Below are 20,757 nucleotides of genomic sequence, written 5' to 3' on the forward strand. Positions count from 1 at the left end.
ACCGAAACAGGGGGCAAATTTCAGCGGTGCCAATCCTGCAACTCATCATTTCTCGGCTCTACCAGCACGTCCTCGAGCTCAAGCTCTGGCTGCTTGCGACGCTGATATGCGCCTATATGGTGATCTCGTGGATCCTGTTTTTCCTGGCTGGTGAAACAGGCCTGACGGGCAATCCGCTGACCTTCATCTATTTTGCCGCGACAACCGCCTCGACGGTCGGTTACGGCGACCTGTCACCGTCGACGGAAGCAGGCCGGATGGTGGCCGCCTTCTGGTTCTTTCCGGGCGCGCTGCTGATTTTCTCGGCCGTCCTGGGCAGGTTGACGGGTGTCCTTGTGGAAGGAGTGAGGCGTATGGCTGACGGCAACGGAAACTATGAGCGCGTGCAGAACGCCACGGTGATTGTCGGCTATCACCGGGACAAGACACCTTTGATGGTGGAGAACCTGGTTGCCGGCCAGGACGGAGACGACAAGATCATTCTGCTTGCGGACTCCAAGAACGTGGAAGTGCCGGAGGGCGTGCGGCTGATCCGGGCCGAACGCATGGACGCCCTGCAGTCGCTGCGCCGTGCGGCCATTCCAGGCGCGCAGAAAGTGCTGGTCTACGCCGGCTCCGATGCGGAAACCTTCAACACCTGCCTTGCCATTCGCGAACTGAACGAGACCGTTCACATTGCGGCCTATTTCGAGGACCGTGACACCGCCCGGCGCGCGGGCAACCTTGCGCAAATCGAACCGGTGGTGTCGAACGCCTGCGAAGCACTGGTACGCGCGGCGCAGGACCCCGGTGCGGGTCAGATCCTGATGGCGCTGTCCACGGCGGGCCTCGGCGCGACCATTTATTCAGCCATCGTCCAAAGCGGTGGCGGCACCGAAACCGACAAACTGGAACAGGCCCTTTCAGGCGCCGAAGGTACGCTGATTGCGGTTTCCCAGCCGGACGATCCGGGTTTCCTGTTCAGACCTTTCCCCAAGACATTGAAGACAGGCGGCTCGATCTATTATCTCGCCAACAAACGTCTCGCGGCGGGCGAGATCACGGCCGGTCTGGGGGGGGCTGATGTTCGGATCACTGTTTAACAAGAAGGACAAAGGCTGGCAGCCGCCGGAAGTTCTCGGTCTGACCATCGGCAGAGGCATTTCCTTCGATCCGATCGCGCTTCGCCTGCTGCCTGCCGACAGTCTGATCGAACATCCCGACACCACGCTGATGATCACCGCCCAGGGGCATTGCGACCTTGGCGAACAATCGCACATGCATCGTTTCTATCCGGACGACGACCGCTTCCTGATCCAGTTTCAGGGCGGCGACGGCAAGAACGACGAGCGGGTCGACGAGATCATGCTGTGGTACTTCTATGACGTGCAGTACCCGACCGGCGACACCGAGTGGAACCGGGTGAAATCCGCGATCCGCCAGACGAGCTTTTCACTGCCGGGCGAAGATCGCGACTACCGTTTCGAGCGGGCCTGGTTCGATACGTCGACTGCGCCGGAAGATCCGATGACCTACTGGGAGGAAGTCTGCGACGACCGCGAAGGCCGCGGAAGGCGCAAGATCTTCCAGACTGCCATGCTTTTTGCCCGCCCCTTGCAGGACGGCCGGGACGAAATGCTGCTCGTCAACATGGAAGAGCCGGAAAATGCGGAACGCAGCGTCGCGTTCATGCTAGGCTTCCCGCTTGAGCGGCACAATTTTTCTGTCTGAACTGAATAGTGGAGACCAATATGGCAGACCTTCAGGCGTCCCTTTCAGGCATCGTTCCTTTTATTGCCTATTTCATTACAGCCATCGTCATGCTGCTGATTTTCATGAAAATCTATACCGTCATGACCCCGCATGACGAAATGGCGTTGATCAAGGAAAACAACGTTGCCGCTTCGGTGGTCTTCAGCGCCGCCTTCCTCGGCTTTTCGTTGCCGCTGGCCAGCGCCGCGGCGAATTCCGTGAGCATCATCGACTTCATCATCTGGGGCATCATCGCCTGTGCCGCACAGCTTGTGGTCTACCAGGTCTTCCGCCGGTTCTTCCCGAAGGTCACGGACCGGATCAAGGGTGGTGAAATGGCAATCAGCACCAATCTCGCCGCTATTTCGCTGACGGTCGGCCTGCTGAACGCCGCCTGCATCACCTACTGACCGAGGCGGTACGGGCCGCCCTGCGCTGATGCCCCGAACCGTATCACGCAAAGCATTTCATCAGACCGTTTGAAGGTCGGGAGAAAATTCATGAAACGCTCCAAGTCGATCAAGCTGGTGGTCATGGCAACGACGACCGTGACCATTGCAGGCTGCTCGGACGAACCGACGCTGGATGGCCGGGTCTACACGACCGAGGCGGAATGTGTCGCCGACAGCTACGTCCCGGACGAGGTTTGTGTCGAGGCAATTACCGCCGGCAAGACAATCCACAAGGCCTCCGGACCACGCTATGACACCGTCAACCTGTGTAACGAGCAACACGGCAACAACGTTTGCGCCTACGACAGTGCCACCGACGGATCTTCCTATTACACGCCGTTTCCGGCAGGTTATTTCCTGGCAGGGGCACTGACCGGTGCCGTTACCAACCAACTGATCCAGAGCAACGTCCGGCCGGTCTATCCGGAACGCGGCAGCAAACGCTACTACACATCCGGCGGCTATTACGTCGGCAGTTATGGCGGCGGCAGCTGGCGTACCTATGACGATGCGGTGAAGACGCCGCCCAAGCCGGCGAAAGTCCAGACAAGGACTTCCGTCGCTTCTCGTGGCGGTTTCGGCAGCCGGTCGAGTTCCGGGTACCGCGGCGGGTAACGGCCTGACGGAAGGCAACCGGCATTCAGGTACTGCGGCACACACGCGGTGATCTGTTGCCAGCCCCGGCGCGTACCATTGCCAAAGCGTGAGGGTGTTGAAATGTACCGGCTTCTTTCTTTCGTCTGGTGTCTGGCGGCAACGTGCCTTTGTGCCGTTGCTCAAGCCAAGGACCTCGAGGCCCAAAGCGAAGCAGCTCAGTCGGCCCATGCCTTCACCTTCGAAATGCCCTATGGCGAACCGATTGCGCTCAAGGATTATGCCGGCAAGGCCATTCTGATCGTCAACACGGCAACGGAATGTGGCTTCAGCGGGCAACTGGCCGGCTTGCAGAAGCTGCATGAAATCTATTCGGACCGCGGCTTGCTTGTGCTCGGGGTTCCGTCCAACGATTTCGGCGGCCAGGAACCGCGCGCCGACGGCGACATCGCAAAGTTCTGCGAAGCCAAGTACGGTGCCGAATTTCCACTGACCGCCAAGACGGTCGTGAAGGGCGAAAAGGCCCATCCTTTTTATCGATGGGCCGCAAGCGAGCTTGGCCCCACGGCACGCCCCTACTGGAACTTCCACAAGTATCTCGTCGGGCCAGACGGCAGCATCCTTGCCTGGTTCCCGACGCCTGTGCCGCCGACCGCGTCGGACGTGACCGCCGCGATCGAGAAGGCCCTGCCCGGATCCTGATCCCCGGAAGCGGTCTACAGCAACTTTTCAAACGAAGCGGACAACGCGCAATCAGGCGTGTACGCCCTCTTGCGGACGGCTGTCCTTCAGAAGGTGCGTCTTCCCGAGAAGATCACCCCGCTCTTTCCCCCTTCTGATTATCTCCCACTCCGCGTCGTGGCTGCTTGTCTGTCTGGCTGGCAGGGCGGCTGGCTGGCTGGCTGGAAAATATAACTTTGACATTGCCTGGCCACGTGGATTGCGCTACGCAATTTTAGTAATGTAATAACATTACGAATCAATTTGATACTTTCCCTTCCCCAATCAGCAGAGGATCAGATCCATGCAATCACGGTTTGGCAGGCTGGCAGGCGCATGTGCGCTCATAGCGTCGCTTCTCGTGGCCGCTCCCATCCAGGCGCAGGAAGCCAAGGGCAACTCGGCTAAACACGACCATTCGCACAAGCATTCACACGATCACTCGAGTGATGCCGAGCGGCAGATCTACAAGGGTTACTTCGAAGACAGCCAGATCCAGCCGCGTCCGCTCACCGATTGGCAAGGCGAATGGCAATCCGTTTATCCATACCTTCAGGATGGAACGCTCGATCCTGTCATGGCCCACAAGGCTGAACACGGCAGCAAGTCGGCTGAAGAGTACAAATCCTACTACGAGACTGGCTATCGCACCGATGTCGACCGGATCGTGATCGGCGCGGACAGCGTGACTTTCCAGACTGAAGACGGCGCCTTCGAAGGTCAGTACATTGCCGACGGCTTCGAAATCCTGAACTACAAAAAAGGCAACCGCGGCGTCCGCTTCATCTTCAGGAAAACCGCAGGTGACGACAACGCCCCGGCCTTCATCCAGTTCAGCGATCACAGGATCGCACCGTCGAAGTCCGATCACTATCATCTTTACTGGGGTGAAGACCGGCAGGAAATCCTCAAGGAACTGACCAACTGGCCGACCTATTATCCGGCGGCGTTGAACGGAGACGAGATCGTCCACGAAATGACGGCTCACTGAGACTGCGCATGAGCTGAAATTGACGATGGGCGCTGTCTGGTCACCAGCATCGGCTCCGCGCCCATCGCTTCGTCCCGGTTCGGGCCGCGTTTGCTGTCCGGGCGCCAAAGTCATCCTCTGCCCGCCAAAGCTTGAGCCACATCAACGCCTGCATTGCGGTCCGCGCCTAGGCTGCCTGACGTGATTTCCGGCAACATGGAGATGATGCATGGCTGTTTCCGACTGGAACGAATTCGTTGCACAAACCGATGAACGCATGGCCGCCGTCCGCAAAGGCATTCCGGAGGTCGCAAAAGGCTTCGGATCCCTGGCGAAAGCCGCGACTGCTCCCGGTGCGCTTGACGCAAAAACCAAGGAACTGATCGCACTGGCCATCGGCATTACCGCACGCTGCGACGGCTGCCTTGCCTATCACGCTCGTGCCGCAGCACGCCTCGGCGCGAACAGGGACGAGATTCTCGAAGTGATCGGCGTCTCTGTCTATTTGGGTGGAGGTCCGTCCATGATCTACGGCGCTGAAGCACTGGCAGCTTTTGACGGACTGAAGGACGACGATTGAACAAAACCTGTCCTGTGCGTTCAGGACATCCGTTCATCTCGTTTTCACCTCCCCTTCCAGGAGGGCTGTTGCCAGGGCTTCACAAGCGCTGGTTTCAGCCCGTTTGCTGCGTACCAGGATGATGTCCAGCGGCTCCAGTGACGGCAGACCTCGATCCTGGTCGACACGTTCCACCGTTGAGGGAACCGCCATCTGCACGACGGCGGCAACGGCAAGGCCCGCCTCGACAAGCGTGACCAGAGCGGAATGGCTGAAGCTGGAATAGGCGGAGCGGTATCGCAGGCCGCTGCGGCCCAGCGCCGTCAGGGTCACTGACCGAGCCTGGCTGCCAGGCTCGTACAGAGCTACGGGGAGCGGGTCACGCTCCAGCGCCTGACCATCGCGGGAGCTGATCCAGACCATCGGCTCCCGGCGGATCAGACGCCCTTCCGTGCCGCCCGTACGCGTAACGATCGCCAGGTCGATCTTGCCCTCATCGACCTGCGGCAGCAGTGCCGTCGACTGGGCACAGACGACATTCAGCTCCACACGTGGAAACAGGCTTGCGAACCGTCGCAAAACATCCGGCAGCATGGCGGCAATGTAATCGTCCGGCGCGCCGATCGTGACCGAGCCTTCCATGTCGGGCCTGCGAAAGGCTTCCACCGCCTCATCATGCAGGCGCAGGATCCGTCTGGCATAACCTTCCAGTTCCTCGCCAGCGCGCGTGAGTGCGAGGTTGCGCGTGTCGCGCACAAACAACGGCTTGCCGATGCGGTCTTCCAGCCGCTGAATCTGCATGGACACGGTGGCAGGTGACTTGTGCACGCGCGCTGCCGCGCGAGAGAAGCTCATCGCATCGACACAGGCGAGAAAGGTTCGCAGAAGAGCGTGATCGAGCTGCATTATTCTTCAGAAATTCCAACAAGTATATTCAGATTATATCGTTTGACCAAACAATGAAAGAGGCCTCAATTAAGAGCCCAACGGCGGAAATGCGTCGATGTTGTATCAGTTTGCGGTGTGCAATCGCCGCCAGTCAGGACACGTCTCATGACCAGACAGATGGAAGGCATGATCGGCCTTATCGCGGCGCAGACCCTGCTCGGTACAATCGGACTGTGTGTTCTGGAAAGCGGTGCGGACCCCGTTACCGTCGCCTTCTATCGATGCGCGATCGGAGGCCTGGCCCTGGCTCTCTACTGCTGGTATCGGGGTGATCTTTCCCGGCTTGCCAGACTGCCGCCGCGCATCCTGGCCATGGCTGTTGTGAGCGGCGTTCTGATGGCAGGCAATTGGGTGTTGTTCTTCGAAGGTATTCAGAGAACCGGCATTGCCGTTGCCACCATCACGTTCCACATCCAGCCGTTTCTCGTGGTGGTTCTGGGCGCCTTCGTCTTTCGGGAAAGGCTACAGGCCGTCACCCTCCTGTGGATCGGTCTCGCGCTGGTCGGCCTTGCACTGGCCACCGGGCTGAGCGGAATGGAACTGACGGCAGACCGGTCCTATCTCCTTGGCCTCGCCGCGACACTGGCGGCCGCATTTCTTTATGCCGGCGTGACGATCATCGCCAAGGGACTGACCGGAATTTCCGCTCCACAACTTGCCACCGTTCAGTTTGCCACCGGCACCTTGATGCTGGCAGCCTTCAGCCCGGCCGGTCCACTGACCCTATCGGCAGACCAATGGGGATGGCTGGCGATCATCGGCCTCGTTCATACAGGCGGTGTTTATGTCGTACTCTACAAGGCCTTGCCGAAACTGACGACGCCGGTCATTGCCGTGCTGCTGTTCCTTTATCCGGCCAGTGCGGTTCTGGTGGATGCTCTTGCCTACGGCCATCTGATCAGCGCACTGCAACTTGCCGGCCTGGGGCTCATCATCCTGTCCAGCCTTGCGGTTACGCTGCGGTGGGGCGTCCGGAGACTGACCACAGCCGCCGATGCACAGCTTGTGCCGCCCGCCTCCCGCTAGCGCACCTGTCCCGTCATGGCTCGTATTTGACATAGGCAAAGCGCCTGCTGTCCGGTGCCCAGGAGGGAACATTGAGCGTTCCCTGGCCGCCGAAGAGTGACCGCAGCATATGTGGAGTACCACCGTCGGCGGACATCAGGCGAAGCTCGACCGGCCGATTGGCCGGGTGTCCCGTCGTGCCAGCCTCAAAGGCAAGATAGGCCACAAACCTGCCGTCGGGCGAAGGATGCGGAAACCAGTTGACCCGCTTATCGCTTGTCATCTGCTGCAAGTCGCTGCCGTCCGGCCTGATGCGCCAGAGCTGAACAGATCCCGATCTTTCACCGTTGAACCAGATCCACTTGCCGTCAGGCGTATAGTCCGGTCCGTCGCAATGGTCGAAGTCACGGGTGACCTGTTTTTCCGCGCCACCGTTCAGGCCAATCGTGAACACCTGGAAGGTGTCGCCGGTTTCCGGCCGTTTGCCGACGTAGGCAAGTGTCTCTCCGTCCGGTGACCAGCCGTGCCAGTAGGATGGTGTCTGCGAAGTTATCCGCCGTGGCGCACCGCCTATTACCGGTAGCGTGTAGATGCAGCTTTCCCCTGTCTCTGTCCCGTCGCTGACCGCCAGCATCGTTCCATCCGGTGACAGCCCGTGGTCATTGTTGAGGGCTTTGGCATAGCCTGTGTCAATCTCGATCAACGCCGGATTGTCGAGCGGGAAGCGGTAGAGCCGGCCACCACCGTTGACAATCAGTGTGGCCCCGTCAGGCGTCCAGTTGGGCGCTTCCAGATGGCGGTCCGTTTCGTACAAAACGGTTTCCGTCCCGGTTTCAATATCGACCGATGCAAGAATGCTTTTCATCATCTGCTCCAGATTTCTTCGGAGCTTGGCACGGGACAGCCCTTCGGAGAAAGGCCGGATATGGCGCCCAACAGCTGACCGGCGCTGCTAATCCAATATGCTGTTGGACAGCAGTTCGATTGGTGCCCCTGCACCAGCGCCTCGCTCAACCGCCGACCTGTCCCCGGGTGGTTGCCCTCTGCACCAGATGTACGTCGCATACCCTGACCTGCTGCGGGAGGTCCGGGTTTTCCAGACGTTGCATCAGCAGGTCGAGCGTCGCCTCACAAAGGTCATGACGGCTCTGGGAGAAGGTGGTCAGGTCGTAAGCCTTCCACGCGGCTTGGGGAATGTCATCGTAGCCGACCACCTGAATGTCCTGTGGCACGCGCAGCCCGTGGATGTGACGCAGGCCGTCAAGAACTCCCAGCGCCAGGTAGTCAGCTGTACAAAAGACACCGTCGACCTCGCTGCGTACCCGGTGGACGAATTCCGCGGCCGCCAGTCCGCCGTCATAGGTCTGTGCGCCCCAGGCGATCCGTATCACCGGCACACCACCGTCATTGGCCGCCTGTTCGAATGCGAGCGCGCGGCCGTTGATGGAGAAAGACGAGCGTTCCGGGGTGACGACCGCCAGCTTTCGGCACCCGCTTGCGATCAGATGTTCATACGCTTTCCGGCCACCGTCCTCGAAGGCGGTCACGACCCGGTCGACCGGTGCTCCCGGGTCACGCTTGTTAACCACCACCAGAGGCACACCGTTTTCAAGACATTCGATGCAGATCTCTTCCGGCGGGGTATCGGACGTGACGATGACCCCGGCGACACTGTATTGCAGCAGGGACCCGATCAGGTCGGCAACATCCGTCGACTTTTCTCCACGCAGCAGGATCGGCCTGAACCCGCATTCCAGCAGCCCCTTGGACAGAAGGTCTATCTGCTCGGAGCGGAACGGATTGTCGAGATCGGCCGCGACGACGCCCACCAGGTCGGACTTCTGCTTGTGCAGCGAGCGGGCCAGCACGTTGACCCGATAACCGAGTTCACGCGCGGCTGCGATCACCTTGTCCCGGGTTTCCTTGGAGACGCTGGCACCGTCGGTGAAGGTTCTGGAAACAGCCGAACGTGACACGCCCGCCAGGCGAGCGACGTCGAAGGAATTGACTGTTTTCTTGTGACCAGGAGCGTCAGGCATGTTTCTTCCGTTTATATGCTTTTACCGAGCATCCGGGCGACGAGAAAGGGCTCATTCACGTTGAAGAGATCCGGCTTCAAGGCCAACAGGCGTTCGATCTCGGCAGGGTCGTTGCCCATGTAGGCGATCATCGCCTTGCGCCCGGCCGCCCTCACCGCCTCAAAGGCCGCCGGACCGGCATTCGTCGCATTGAATTCGACAATCCCGGCACGGAAGGTGGAGAGGCACGTTTCCAGGGACTCGAAATCCTCCACCCGCACCATCAGTTTCGCCTGCGGAAAGGCATCGTGAATGGCCCGCAGTCGCCCGACATCATGGGCCCAGAAGAACACGTCCTCGGCCGCCATCATTCCCAGCACCTTGGACACAGTATGGTGCGGATCCGCCTGTTTCAGCTCGACATAGAGCTTGCCGCCCATTCGCAGTGCCGTTTCCAGAACCGCACAGAGGGGCGGGATGCTTTCTCCTTCGAAAAAGGGATCGAACTTGCGGCCGGCATCCAGCAATGCCAGCGCGGCGCCGGTCTTTTCCGTGATTGCACCACTGCCACTGGTGGTTCGGTCCAGCGTGGCGTCATGATGGACAACAAGCTGCCCGTCCGCCGTTTCCTGGACATCGATCTCGACGTAGTCGAAGCCTGCTGCCCAGGCTGCCTTTGCCGAAGCCAGCGTGTTTTCCGGAGCCACCTTGCAGGCTCCCCGATGGCAGACGATTTCCGGGCTTGTGACGGCAGAACGGGCGAACCTTGCGACCATTTCCGGCTGATCCGAACAGATACCGAGGATCGGCATCTTCACCAGAGCCTCGACCACATCGACACGCTCTTCATGCCAGGTCACGACCGGCAGTCCGCGCTCTCTTGCCCTGGCAAAGAAAGCTTCATCCAGCAAACGGTCCGGCCGTTGCCCCGCGCGCTCCCAGCAGGGATGGACGATTTCGGCGCCGCACTGATCGGCAATCGGGAAAGGATCCGTGCCCACCCCGACCAGGATGGACACGGGATAGGGACAGCCGCCAGCGATCAGTTCGGATGCATAGTCAGGCGTGTTTGCACCAACGATCACCCGCTCGATCCGGTGGGCCAGAAGCTCCGCGATGGCCAGCGAGGCCGCCTCGCCTTCCTTGGCATCCAGATAGATGCCCGCGCCAAGACGGGCTGCAAGCCCGGCAATCTGCGAGAACAGGGGGGCTTCACGGCCAGACTCGGCGGTCAGAGCCTGCAGCCGGGCGGCGGTCACATCGGCAACCTTGAGGTCAAGTCCGCAGACTGCCTTGAGGTCTTCATCGTGAAAGGCAACCGGAACCCTGTCCGCCGTCAGCCGGACATCGACCTCCCACATCTCCGCCCCAAGCTCATGGGCGATTTCATATGCCCGCATCGTGTTGTCGAAGGCATAGGCGCTGGCACCACGGTGGGCGATGGAAAGCGGAACGGGTCTCGGTTCGCCGAGCCAGGCGCGGCCCGGCTTGAATACTTGCAATGCCGTTTCCATCAGAGCCTGCCGCCGTCCGGACCAAAGGCAAGAATGCGGTCTTCCGCAATGCCCCAGGTGACCTCGTCACCCAGCTTGTAATTGCCGCCATGTGGCTGGATCGACCGCAGCACGGCACCGTTTTCCAGGGTAACGTCGTAAAGCTCTTCCCGGCCCTGGATCTCGACGAAGCTGACCTTGCCGGTCACCTTCAGCGGGTGGTCCGGCTGAAAGAACTCCGGACGAATGCCGAGACGCATCGGCGCGCCGTGACCGGGCGCCGCAATACCGGACGGGATCGGCAGTTTGACCTTCGAGTTTGCCAGGCGGAAACCACCCTCTTCCGTTGCCCCGTCGAGAAACGCGATCGGCGGATTGCCGAGGAAGCCTGCGACGAAGTCCGACGAAGGGTTGTCATACATTTCCGAAGGGCTGGACAGTTGGACGATCTCGCCCTTCTTCATGATCGCGATCCGGTCGCACATGGACATGGCTTCGACCTGATCGTGTGTGACAAGCACCGCGGTAATGCCGGTTTCCTGCTGAATGCGCCGGATCTCCGAGCGCATTTCCAGACGCAGTTTCGCATCGAGGTTTGCCAGAGGCTCGTCGAGCAACAGAATGTCGGGCTCACGGACCAGTGCCCGTGCCAGGGCCACGCGCTGCTGCTGTCCACCGGACAGCTGCACGGGGCGGCGCGCCATCAACTCTCCGATCTGGACGAGACTGGCGATCTCCTGGACCTTGCGGTCAATATCGGCCTTGTTCTCGCGGCGCACCTTCAGCGGAAACGCGATATTCTCGTGGACGGTCATGTGCGGGTAGAGCGCATAGTTCTGGAATACGACGCCGACGTTGCGTTGCTGCGAGGGAACGGTCGTGACGTCCCTTTCGCCAAACAGAAGACGGCCACCGTCCATACGGTGAATGCCGCACACGGCAAACAGCGTCGTGGATTTGCCGCAGCCGGAAGGCCCGAGCAGGGCCAGCATCTCGCCGCTGTCGATCGTCAGGGACATGTTGTCGATGACGGTGGTCTCACCAAATTTCTTGGTGAAGTTTTCAAGTGCGATACGCATCAGCCTTTCGTGCCTCCGCCGTAGATGTTCATGAGTTTGCGGTTGAAAACCACGTAGATGAAAATGACCGGAAGGGCGTAGAACAGCCCGATGGACTTGAAGAGGTTGAAGTCCGGCTTGCGGTCGTCCGCGATGATGTTCTGGAGATAGGTCGCCAGCACCTGCGACGCGCCACTGGGCGCCAGAACCTGCGGCAGGATGAATTCCTTCCAGGCTTCCAGGAAGGAGAACAGCGCCAGAGCAGCGATGCCGGGCTGCACCTGGGGCAGAACCAGTTTCCACCACACGGTGAAGCGGCTGGCGCCGTCGGTGATGCCCGCCATTTCGATTTCCCAGGGCACGGTGTCGTAAAAGCCCTTCATGATCCAGATGCCGAGCGGCAGCTCCAGAGCCGTCTTCACCAGGATCACGCCGATCAGCGTGTTGTAGAGGCCGCTCATCTGCAGCATCAGGAAGATGGCGATGATCAGGGTCACCGTCGGGAAGGCGTGCAGGGTCAGGACGCCGCCAAGGAAGAACTTGCGGAACGGCATGTTCAATCGGGACAGAGCGTAGCCTGCCGTCAGCGACACCATCACCACGATCAGGCTGGTGGAACCGGCAAACAGGAAGGTGTTGGCCGTGACCGGCCAGATGCTTGCCCGTCCGGTTTCAGGTGTTTCGAACAGGAATTTCCAGTGTTCGAGGGTGAAGCTGTCCGGCAGGAGTGAACCTGCCGTGGTGTCGGTGAATGTGTCCACCACCAGGTAGAAATACATTAGCACCAGTGGCAGCGACAGGATGCTGAGCAGCACCAGGACAGGCCAGACGCGGAAGTTGGGTCTCATGTCCGTCTCTCCCCTATTGCTCGATACGCGGCTTGGCCACGAGTTCGTTGAAATTGAAGAGGCGCAGATAGATCAGCGATGCGGCAATGCCGATGACGACCAGGACCATCGCCAGCGCAGCCCCGAGACCGTATTGCAGAACTCCGCCATAGTTGTTCAGCGCGGTGTGGAAGGTGTAGAGCGCCCACACTTCGGTTGCCTTGCCCGGTCCGCCGTCCGTCGACAGGTAGATGTAGTCGAAGGAGGTCAGCAACGAGAGCGTCTGATAGGCGGTGGTGAACAGGATCGGCCATCTGAGCTGCGGCAGAATGATGTAGCGGATCTGCTGGAGGCGATTGGCGCCATCCACTTCGCTTGCATGCAGCATGGTTTCGGGAATTGCCTTGATGGCGCTGGAAAACAGGATCATGCCGAGCGACGCCCCGACGAAACCGTTGATGAGGATGACAACCACCCAGGCATTGATGTCCGAATGCAGCATCCAGTTTCGCGGCGGCACGCCGAAATGGGCCAGAAAGCTGGACAGGAAACCGGTGTCCCAGGCCATCCACTTCCACATCATCACGTAGATGACAGGCGGCAGGATGCGCGGCAGGAACCATATCGTCCGGAATGTGGTTGCGGCCGCGGCCGGCAGATAGAAGGTCGTCACAGCCAGGAAGAGACCGAAGCCGATGTTGAAGGACAGCGTCAGCGATACGTAGATCAGCGTGTTGCCGGCAGCCCGGAGCGAAGACGGCAGCGAGGCGATCAGGCTGTAGTTTTCCGTCGTCCAGACCCAGCCGGTATAGGCGGTCCTGGCAAGCTGGTCGGTTTCGCTTTCCGGAAGGCCGAGCCCCAGCTCGCCAATGCCCGTCATGAAAGCTTCTTTTGTTTCGAACCGCGTGTTGAGGATCGAGCGCTTGAAGAGATCGGCGGCTTTCTTCAGATCGCGTGTCGAGCGCGGGCGTTCCTTCAGGCGCTTCAGTTCGCGCTCCAGGTCACGCCGGCCGGCAAAACTCTTGCCGGACAAACTGGCTTCGATCTCCTGCGCGAAAGCCTTGCCGTATTCGGCTTCGACGGCTGCGATACCGGCCGCGTCGATCTTGTAGGTGTCCTCGGCCAGACGATCTGCCGTGGCTTCTGGAAACCCCTGGTCCTTGAGCATCCGGATCGTGCGTTCCGTAACCTCATAGGCACCGCCGGAAGAAATGCCGGTACCGGAACTCATGCTGGTGAAGGAAAACATCATTGTCAGCGCCACCGGCGCCAGAAACAGAAACACAATGATGAAGAGCGCAGGGGCCATGAACCCCAGCCCGAGCAGGTGCGCGCGTCGCATCTTGTCCCCTTGAAATGTAAGCCGGGCGGCGGACCGCCCGGCAAGGCAGATGGAGGATGGATGGCTTAGCGGACGATCAGGTCGTCGCCGAGCACGGCCGTCATTTCCGCTTCCACTTCGGCAACTGCGTCAGCCGGAGACTTCGTGCCGGTCCAGGCTGTTTCCAGACCCTTGAACATGATCTCCGAGAACTTGCCGTAGTTCGGGTTGTTCGGCTGTGCATTGGCGTGCGGCAGCAGGCGACGGGTCGCTTCGGCCGCCCAACGGTCGTTGGCGTAAAGCTCGATGTTGGACTGCTCCCGGGCGATGCCCAGGTGTGCAGACTTGATCGCATGCAGCGTGTTGATGCGCGGTTCGGACGCGATCTTGATCAGCTGTGCGGCGATCTCGATATCGTCTTCATCGTCCTGCTTGGTGAGCAGATAGGCCAGCGGATGGGTGATGGTGTTGGCCTGGCCGTTTTCATTGCCTGCCGGAATGAGCGAGAACTGGATGTTGGCGAAGAAATCGTCAAGGCCTTCCTTGCCGGTGTAGCGCGCATAGTGCCAGGTGCCGCCGTGCCACAGGGCCGCCTTGCCGGATGCCACTTCCGCGTACCACTGGTCCCACTCGGTGCCGATGTGGTTCTTGCGGGTCACCTTCGCGTCGACAGCGTCCACGAAGAACTGGTAGAAATCGGTCATCGCCTGTTTGTCCAGGATCAGTTTACCGGTTTCGCTGTCCATCAGTTCGCCGCCGAAGGACTGGTAGAACTGGGCATAATCCGGACCGTTGGAAACGCGCGGATAAAAGCCGTAGCCTTCTTCGACGATTTCCATGTCGACGGCTTTCTTGGCGTCTTCCAGTACGTTCTGGAGCGTGTATTCGCCAGCTTCGACCCTGGCCGGAAGCGCGTCGATCTCTTCATCGGTGTAACCGATCTTCTTCATAGTTTCGCGCCAGAAGAAGAACGGACGACTTTCGGCATCCTGCGGCAGACCGTAGACGACGCCGTTGTAGGTCGTGATATCGAGCAGGTTTTCGTAGATGTTGTTGATCGGCCAGGTGTCCATGTCGACATAATCCTCGACAGGAACGATCAGGCCGGACTGGCTCCAGGGAGCGATATCCAGGTGGCTGGTCACAACAATATTCGGGGCGCTGCCGGCTTCAGCGGCCAGGGTCACGGCCTGCTTGAATTCCTCCCAACCGGCAAAGTCACGCTTCTTTTCGACAGTGATGTTCAGGTCTTCACCAGCAATCGCATATTCGCGGGACAGGATGTCAGCTGCCATCTCGATAGCATCGAGACGGTAGACGTCGCTGTCATTGGAACCGCCTGCCCAGACGGTGATGGTGAGGTCTTTTGCCAGGGCGTCTCCGGCAAAAGCCGCGGTGGTGAGAGCCAGGACGGCAGCCGCTGTGGACTGGCGCAGTTTGGAAACGAGAATGCTCATCGTATTTCGCCTGCTGTCTGTGTTGCGACACCTCCCTCCCGGAAGTGCCATGTGGAAAGAATAAACATGTTTTGCACACGTGTGCAAAGCGGGTTCTAGCGGGCGGGTATTACGGGCATGTGACAGCGTTGCGAATTTCAGGTGCCGCACAATGTGACGACCCTGGCTTCATCTTGATCATAAAAGCCGATCACGACGGCGAGACGACAGACGGAGGGGCGCTTTACTCGGCCTTGATGATTTTTGGATATAGCAAAACCCCGAACAACAATTTTCATGACCTTCCGGGTTCTGAGAAGCCGGACCAGCGGGGAGTTGAACCCATAAAGCGCCTTGTTATCGATTTGGACGGAACCCTGACCCTGGCAGACACTTCCGACTACAGGAACGTCTCACCGAACCTGCCCCTCATCGAGAAGCTGCGGGAGTACAAGGAACAGGGCTTCGAGATCGTGATCCAGACCGCACGCAACATGCGGACTCATGAAAACAATGTCGGCAAGATCACGGCGCACACGGTGCCGATCATCATCGAGTGGCTGCAAAAGCACGACATTCCCTATGACGAGATCTTCGTCGGCAAGCCATGGTGCGGACATGAAGGATTTTATGTAGACGACCGCGCCATCCGGCCGGACGAGTTCGTCCGCATGTCAAAATCGGAGATCGACACCCTGCTCGACAACGCACCGAAAAACTGACGTCAAAACAGGCTTCGCAGCCGGCTGACCGCGAAGCCTGTCTATCTTTGCGCCGGCCGATTTATCGGTGTTACAGGTTCTGACCGTCCTGACCTTTCTTTCGGTAGACGGTCCAGGAAGGGCTGCTGGCGGCTTCTTCGTAGTGCTCCTGCACATACGGCCGGTAGATTTCCCAAAGCGCTTCTCCGGACGGGTCGCCATGACCGAGGATCACGAACTCCGCATCGGAGAAGAACTCTTCTTCCGGCTGATGGATCTCATTGGAGAAGGTTCTGCCATTGTGGAACCAGATCGGCACCCTGGCGGGTGAAGGCTTGTTGAGAAGGGCCGGAAACGGATTGGCGAAGTTGAGAGCCAGTACAGGCCCGGCATCCGGATCTGCAGCCCCGACTTCCTGCAGCAGGCTGAAACCATCCAGCATCCTGTTGTAGTCGACGGTTACTTCCTCATCAGGCTGTTCCAGCCAGCGCGGATGCAGCACGAAGCCTGCCTGCCCGGTATTGGCCAGCCGTTCGTCTGCCGGATACTGCCGGCTTTGCAGGAATTGCGCGACCATGGCGCCGCCATCACGAGCCGGATAGATGAGGGCGATTGCAATGGTGAGGACCGACAGGATCTTCAGCGTCAGGGCCTTCGACTGTCTTTCGACGGAGACCGCCGCTGTATCCCCCTTGCGGAATAGACCTGCCCACTGTGCGGCGATGATCGGAAGCATTGCATAGACCGGGCTTTCCGACAGCCAATGGTTCTGCATGAGAATGACGCAGGCCATGGCAGCGGCGACCAGGATCAGGACGACAGGTGTGAAGCGTTTGGGTTCAGCACTGTTTTCGCACAGCAGGAGATAAAGCACAGCGCTGCCGATGGCCCAGACCGCAGCCTCCCCAAGCTGGGTAATCAGCTTGATGATGCGCCAGGTTTCCTTGGCAAATCCGGAGACGGTCTTGATGTCCGCGAGGTTCGCGGTGACCTGGCCCGTCACCAGCTCTGCGGCCGCAAGCGACGCCGCAAGGCCGATCAAGACCACAACTGCATGCTTGATCGAGACGTTCCGGAACACCGTTGCCGCGACCAGCAAGCCCACGAGGGCAGCGCCGAATGTGACCTTGATCAGAAAGACGACGGCAATCGAAAAGCCCAGCAGCAAAGCCTCCGGCACGCCCCTGCGCCCCGGAGGACAGCAAAAGGCCACGGTAACGACAGCTGCAAGGGCCGCCGCCCAACGGTTATAGGGGGCAAGCCAGCTCATGCTGGTCTGGGCAAAGATCATGTCCGGTTCGCGCGGTGTCACGACTGTCGCGACCGCCACCAGCAGAACGAGGCCAAGCGTGCCGAAACTCACCTGTCTCGTCAGAGTGAGAACCGCCAGAACGAAGGTTCCCAGTCCGAATATGGCACTTGCCAGGGGAACCGAAGTCGCATCCTGCGGGCGCAGCTCGACCGCTATCCGGAAAACCCAGTCATAGACCGGTCCGATCGGACTGAAATAATCGACGCTGGAGGCCTGACCATAGGCAGATTTGTTTGCCGTATCGAAGGCGGTCCAAAGATCGTGCAGGTAACGTTCGTGATCAAAGAACAGGTGCGGCAGCGTCGCGCTGACGGCAATCAGCACACCCGCGGCCAACAGGCCAAGCAAGCCGATAAAGCCGGAGGCATGGTCCTTTCGCAAATACCAGACTGCGACAAGTACCGGAAACAGCAGGATGGCAAAGGCATAAGTCGAAAGGGCAATCATTTGGCAATCGTCCACTTTGCTGCGGAAGGCGGCGGTGAGGCAATGAATGCCTCCAGTTGCTCCGGCGTACCGAGCATTCCGACATCCTCGAACGCCAGCTGACTGATGGAGACAGCCGCCCCGTCCGCGATGATCTGGTTGTACATCGGCGCGATGTAGCGCTCGCCCTTCTCCTCGCCGCTGTTGCGGAAGAAGCGGGCATAGACGTCCCGGTAGCGGGCGACGCTGTCGAACCAGTAAAGGCCGACGGTCGCATGATCGGAAATGCGCTCCTTTTCGCGAAGCTCCACCACACGTCCATCCGCATCGGTGCGTGCGAAGGACCAGCCGTTACCCGGTCCGGGAAAACACGGCACATGCCCGGCACAAACCGCCGGGTCTGCCGGCTTCATCGCACCCGGCGCCACGTAGGTGTCGATGTTGAAGATGGCGAGTGGCTGGTTTTCCGAAGCCGTGGCAACCAGTTCCAGAGCCGTTGTCGCCTGGCCGTCGGTGAGTTCGTCAAGCTCGACGATGCCGTCAACCTGAATGCCGAGCGCCTTGCAGCGGGCTGTCAGAAAATCGGGCGCGTTCAATCCGCTGCGCACGGCAAAGCAGAACGACCAGCCCGCCTCGCGGTAGGCCTCCATCGAGAGCATGGACCAGTCGAACAGGGGCCGGCCGAGCGCCTCGATTTCATACTTCGGACGGTCGTAGCCCGCCTTGGTGAAACGGCTGCCCATCCCGGCCATCGTAATCGCTACTACGCCGCTCATCAGCTGGCCTTTCTCTGCCGTTTCTGTCCGCTTTCAAGCTGATCGAGGATCGAGGCCGCGATCAGCGCAAAGCCGACGAGTTTGTCGGGGTGGTCGGTGTGAAGCGGCAGCATCGACAGGAACAGCGAAAGTTCGACCGCACGCACATGGGCGATGTCGAAGCCTTCCGCCTCCAGCCTGTCGCAGAAGTGCCGCTCGGCCCAATCCGCGGGAGGCGCGATCGCCCAGTCGAGTTCCAACCGCAGTTCCTTGTTCAGATACACGCGGAACAGCCCGTTGTTGACATAGTCATAGCAGCCCAGAATGGAGTGACTAATCTTGGCGACATCATAAAGCGGATGCATCATCGCATCGTCCGCGGACAACGCTCCACGCGGATCGATCAGCCGCATCAGCCCGATCCGCCTGTCGAACAGGACGTTGGAAAAGCACGGATCGCCGTGGGAAAACACCAGCTGATCCGTCGTGCCGACCGCCTTTCGAATGAAGGGCCGTGCCTGCTCCAGCATGTCGGGCAATCCACCGCGCGGACCGGCTTTTTCCAGAATCTGGTTGGTCTGTCTGCCGCGCTCCGTCTCCAGGAACCCCGCAAGCCGCTTGTCCAGTTTTTCCAGGATCTGGGTTTCGGCCCGTGCCCGGTCTTTCTTTCCCGGCGTTCTGGCGTTCAGGTAGTTGAAGATCTGATCGAGCAGGACCTTGAAATCACCTTCCGTGAACGAGTGATGCACCCATTGCAACGCCGCATCCGGGATCGCCAGATGCTCCATCTGGTAGCCGGCCTTCTTGCCGTCTTCCCAGAACCCGAACGTGGGCAGCAGGAAACGTTGCAGTTCAGGCGGTGCGGCATGGAAGAAGCCGTGCTCGGCACGCATTTTTGCAATGTCGGTGGACTGCTTGTGAAAGACGTTGTCTTCCGAACGGGCGGAATTGAAATGCCGGAGTTCTGTCGCACCGGACAGAAACAGCATCAGGTTGCGCGGCTCGCGGATATCGATGAAGCGGGCGTGGTCCGTGATGATCTCCGTACGATCGCGCAACGACAGCAGCAGGAGACGGCGGGCCTCAGGCGTTTCCGCGCATAGAAGCGACGCGGCTTCGGCATGGAACAGAACGGCGACGGCCTCATCATTGATGACCGGGCTGGCGAGCATGGTCTTCAAGGCGTATCCGGCCTTGCGCACCAGCACCGAAAAGCCTTCCGGATCGAGCGGCGGCAGACAGAGCGGCACGCGCAGATAGATTGCGGCGTCGCCCCGGTCGCGGATGCGGTCTGCAAGCTCGACACCGCTTTCAGGCGACATCAGGTGTTCCACCGTTTCCGCACCGGCCTCCAGGGACATGGCCGTCAGCTCCTTCGCCAGTGTCTGGCGGCGGCGCATGATGTCGGAGAACCGGACTTCGCCAAGCGCGGCCCGCACGCTTTCTGCCGGTGGATCCCGGTCGTCTAGGATTACGGAAAGTGCTTTCGTCATAAGGCACCGGTCCTGTTCTGGGCACGTAGCGGCTCGTTGCGCACTCGCGGAAGATAGATCCACATGGCAAGCGGCCAGACCAGCGCAAGGGACAGAAGACACAGGCTGCTCCAGGCTCCGATGGCGCCCTGGAAACTGGCAACTGGCCCCTCGAACACCCGCTCGGCCAGAAGCACGATCCCGCTGGTTTCGACAAAATTGGCGGAGGTGTATGCCAGCACAGTCGCCGCCAATGCTTCCAGGCCCCAGATGACCATGGACATGACCAGCAGCACCGGTCCCTGTACGCGGAAAAGATCGGCCCCTCGTGTCGTGATCTGACGCAATCCGTCCAGCTGACCCAGGTGCCGCAAGGAATTCGGGTTCCGGTGGTTCAGAACCACATAATGTTGCACGGCCCGCAGGATGCCGGGGCCAAGCACGAAGACGACAAGGCCCGCCAGCACTGCAAGGCTGGTGACGGCCAGAAGGACCATAGGCCCGGTGGCCAGCGGACCGTGGTAGGCATAAACGACGACGAGCAGGACGAGGATCATCAACCCGTCGAAAAACCGCTCCAGAAGGATGATGATCAGCGCGCCGGGAAAGCTTTTGCCCAGATACCAGAGCTGGTGCAGCCTCAGGATCTCACCAAGCTTGAAGGGAATGACGAGGGCGCCCTGGCTGGTCACCAGATGCAGCAGCGCGCTGGAGCGCCCGGAAATGCCGAGCAGCCGCGAAGCCATGATCGCAAGACGAACAGCGCGCACACAATGCGAGCCGAGATAGATGCCGCCTGCAACAAGGAGCGCCTGCCACGGCTTGCCCGCAAGCTCACCCAACCCCTGCTCGGCCAGCCACCAGATCGCGAGACCGAACGGCAGGAACAGGACCGCGTAATGCAGGGCGAGGCCGGCCGGCAACCTGGCCTGCCGCAAGCGTGGAGATGTCCGCACAAA

21 protein-coding genes are annotated in these 20,757 nt (G+C 60.1%); 9 read left to right on the plus strand and 12 right to left on the minus strand.

The window, feature by feature from the left end; genetic code table 11:
- The first annotated feature begins 26 nt into the window (after nt 1-26).
- The 7 genes from FIV03_RS03090 (at nt 27) to FIV03_RS03120 (ending at nt 5,047) form a co-directional block, all read left to right on the plus strand.
- Entirely contained in the window at nt 27-1,082 is a 1,056-nt protein-coding gene (locus FIV03_RS03090) for an ion channel (RefSeq protein ID WP_152508637.1), read from the plus strand.
- Nucleotides 1,063-1,710, plus strand: a complete 648-nt coding sequence (locus FIV03_RS03095; protein ID WP_055657279.1) for a DUF2491 family protein — start codon at nt 1,063-1,065, stop codon at nt 1,708-1,710. Before FIV03_RS03090 ends, FIV03_RS03095 begins: the two co-directional genes overlap by 20 nt.
- A gap of 20 nt (nt 1,711-1,730) precedes the next feature.
- Nucleotides 1,731-2,141 (plus strand): DUF350 domain-containing protein, encoded by a 411-nt coding sequence (locus FIV03_RS03100; RefSeq protein WP_022998926.1) that lies wholly within the window; start codon nt 1,731-1,733, stop codon nt 2,139-2,141.
- A gap of 90 nt (nt 2,142-2,231) precedes the next feature.
- Complete coding sequence (locus FIV03_RS03105) at nt 2,232-2,798, plus strand: DUF1190 domain-containing protein (RefSeq protein WP_152508638.1); 567 nt, start codon at nt 2,232-2,234, stop codon at nt 2,796-2,798.
- Nucleotides 2,799-2,900: 102 nt separating this feature from the next.
- Nucleotides 2,901-3,479, plus strand: coding sequence for a glutathione peroxidase (locus FIV03_RS03110; protein WP_152508639.1), 579 nt, complete (start codon nt 2,901-2,903; stop codon nt 3,477-3,479).
- Nucleotides 3,480-3,801: 322 nt separating this feature from the next.
- Nucleotides 3,802-4,488, plus strand: a complete 687-nt coding sequence (locus tag FIV03_RS03115) for a metal-binding protein ZinT (protein ID WP_152508640.1) — start codon at nt 3,802-3,804, stop codon at nt 4,486-4,488.
- Nucleotides 4,489-4,696: 208 nt separating this feature from the next.
- Entirely contained in the window at nt 4,697-5,047 is a 351-nt protein-coding gene (locus FIV03_RS03120) for a carboxymuconolactone decarboxylase family protein (protein ID WP_152508641.1), read from the plus strand.
- 33 nt (nt 5,048-5,080) lie between these two features.
- On the opposite strand, the gene FIV03_RS03125 is transcribed toward FIV03_RS03120, so the two are convergent.
- Nucleotides 5,081-5,932, minus strand: coding sequence for a LysR substrate-binding domain-containing protein (locus tag FIV03_RS03125; RefSeq protein WP_152508642.1), 852 nt, complete (start codon nt 5,930-5,932; stop codon nt 5,081-5,083).
- Nucleotides 5,933-6,079: 147 nt separating this feature from the next.
- On the opposite strand from FIV03_RS03125, the gene FIV03_RS03130 reads away from it, so the two are divergent.
- A complete protein-coding gene (locus FIV03_RS03130; protein ID WP_152508643.1) occupies nt 6,080-7,000 on the plus strand; it encodes a DMT family transporter in 921 nt (306 codons plus the stop codon).
- 13 nt (nt 7,001-7,013) lie between these two features.
- Here FIV03_RS03130 and FIV03_RS03135 read toward each other — a convergent pair whose 3' ends face one another.
- From FIV03_RS03135 to FIV03_RS03165, 7 genes are all read right to left on the minus strand, one after another.
- On the minus strand, nt 7,014-7,844 hold the full coding sequence (locus FIV03_RS03135) for a TolB family protein (protein WP_152508644.1): 831 nt from the start codon (nt 7,842-7,844) through the stop codon (nt 7,014-7,016).
- 145 nt (nt 7,845-7,989) lie between these two features.
- Nucleotides 7,990-9,018 carry a LacI family DNA-binding transcriptional regulator gene (locus tag FIV03_RS03140; protein WP_152508645.1) on the minus strand — a complete coding sequence of 343 codons (1,029 nt, stop codon included), beginning with the start codon at nt 9,016-9,018 and terminating at the stop codon, nt 7,990-7,992.
- Between the two features lie 11 nt (nt 9,019-9,029).
- The gene (locus FIV03_RS03145) at nt 9,030-10,511 is read right to left on the minus strand and encodes a glycerophosphodiester phosphodiesterase family protein (protein WP_152508646.1); all 1,482 of its coding nucleotides are present in this window, start codon (nt 10,509-10,511) and stop codon (nt 9,030-9,032) included.
- The gene (locus FIV03_RS03150) at nt 10,511-11,569 is read right to left on the minus strand and encodes an ABC transporter ATP-binding protein (RefSeq protein ID WP_077290967.1); all 1,059 of its coding nucleotides are present in this window, start codon (nt 11,567-11,569) and stop codon (nt 10,511-10,513) included. Before FIV03_RS03150 ends, FIV03_RS03145 begins: the two co-directional genes overlap by 1 nt.
- Entirely contained in the window at nt 11,569-12,396 is an 828-nt protein-coding gene (locus FIV03_RS03155) for a carbohydrate ABC transporter permease (RefSeq protein WP_022998937.1), read from the minus strand. Before FIV03_RS03155 ends, FIV03_RS03150 begins: the two co-directional genes overlap by 1 nt.
- Before the next feature lie 13 nt (nt 12,397-12,409).
- Nucleotides 12,410-13,717, minus strand: coding sequence for a sugar ABC transporter permease (locus FIV03_RS03160; protein ID WP_152508647.1), 1,308 nt, complete (start codon nt 13,715-13,717; stop codon nt 12,410-12,412).
- Nucleotides 13,718-13,782: 65 nt separating this feature from the next.
- On the minus strand, nt 13,783-15,153 hold the full coding sequence (locus FIV03_RS03165) for an extracellular solute-binding protein (RefSeq protein WP_152508648.1): 1,371 nt from the start codon (nt 15,151-15,153) through the stop codon (nt 13,783-13,785).
- A 344-nt stretch (nt 15,154-15,497) separates the two neighbouring features.
- On the opposite strand from FIV03_RS03165, the gene FIV03_RS03170 reads away from it, so the two are divergent.
- Nucleotides 15,498-15,854: a hypothetical protein gene (locus FIV03_RS03170; RefSeq protein ID WP_286202260.1), complete on the plus strand. Its 357-nt coding sequence runs from the start codon at nt 15,498-15,500 to the stop codon at nt 15,852-15,854.
- A 70-nt stretch (nt 15,855-15,924) separates the two neighbouring features.
- Here FIV03_RS03170 and FIV03_RS03175 read toward each other — a convergent pair whose 3' ends face one another.
- The 4 genes from FIV03_RS03175 to FIV03_RS03190 are packed head-to-tail and all read right to left on the minus strand — an operon-like array spanning nt 15,925 to nt 20,754.
- Nucleotides 15,925-17,592, minus strand: a complete 1,668-nt coding sequence (locus FIV03_RS03175) for a hypothetical protein (RefSeq protein ID WP_152508649.1) — start codon at nt 17,590-17,592, stop codon at nt 15,925-15,927.
- A complete protein-coding gene (locus tag FIV03_RS03180; protein ID WP_055657259.1) occupies nt 17,589-18,347 on the minus strand; it encodes a glycosyltransferase family 2 protein in 759 nt (252 codons plus the stop codon). The genes FIV03_RS03175 and FIV03_RS03180 overlap by 4 nt, the downstream gene beginning before the upstream one ends.
- Nucleotides 18,347-19,819: a hypothetical protein gene (locus FIV03_RS03185; protein WP_152508650.1), complete on the minus strand. Its 1,473-nt coding sequence runs from the start codon at nt 19,817-19,819 to the stop codon at nt 18,347-18,349. The genes FIV03_RS03180 and FIV03_RS03185 overlap by 1 nt, the downstream gene beginning before the upstream one ends.
- Complete coding sequence (locus FIV03_RS03190; RefSeq protein WP_173013756.1) at nt 19,816-20,754, minus strand: lysylphosphatidylglycerol synthase domain-containing protein; 939 nt, start codon at nt 20,752-20,754, stop codon at nt 19,816-19,818. Before FIV03_RS03190 ends, FIV03_RS03185 begins: the two co-directional genes overlap by 4 nt.
- Between the last annotated feature and the right edge of the window lie 3 nt (nt 20,755-20,757).

This window comes from Labrenzia sp. THAF187b (assembly GCF_009363375.1).
Taxonomy (GTDB): domain Bacteria; phylum Pseudomonadota; class Alphaproteobacteria; order Rhizobiales; family Stappiaceae; genus Roseibium; species Roseibium algicola.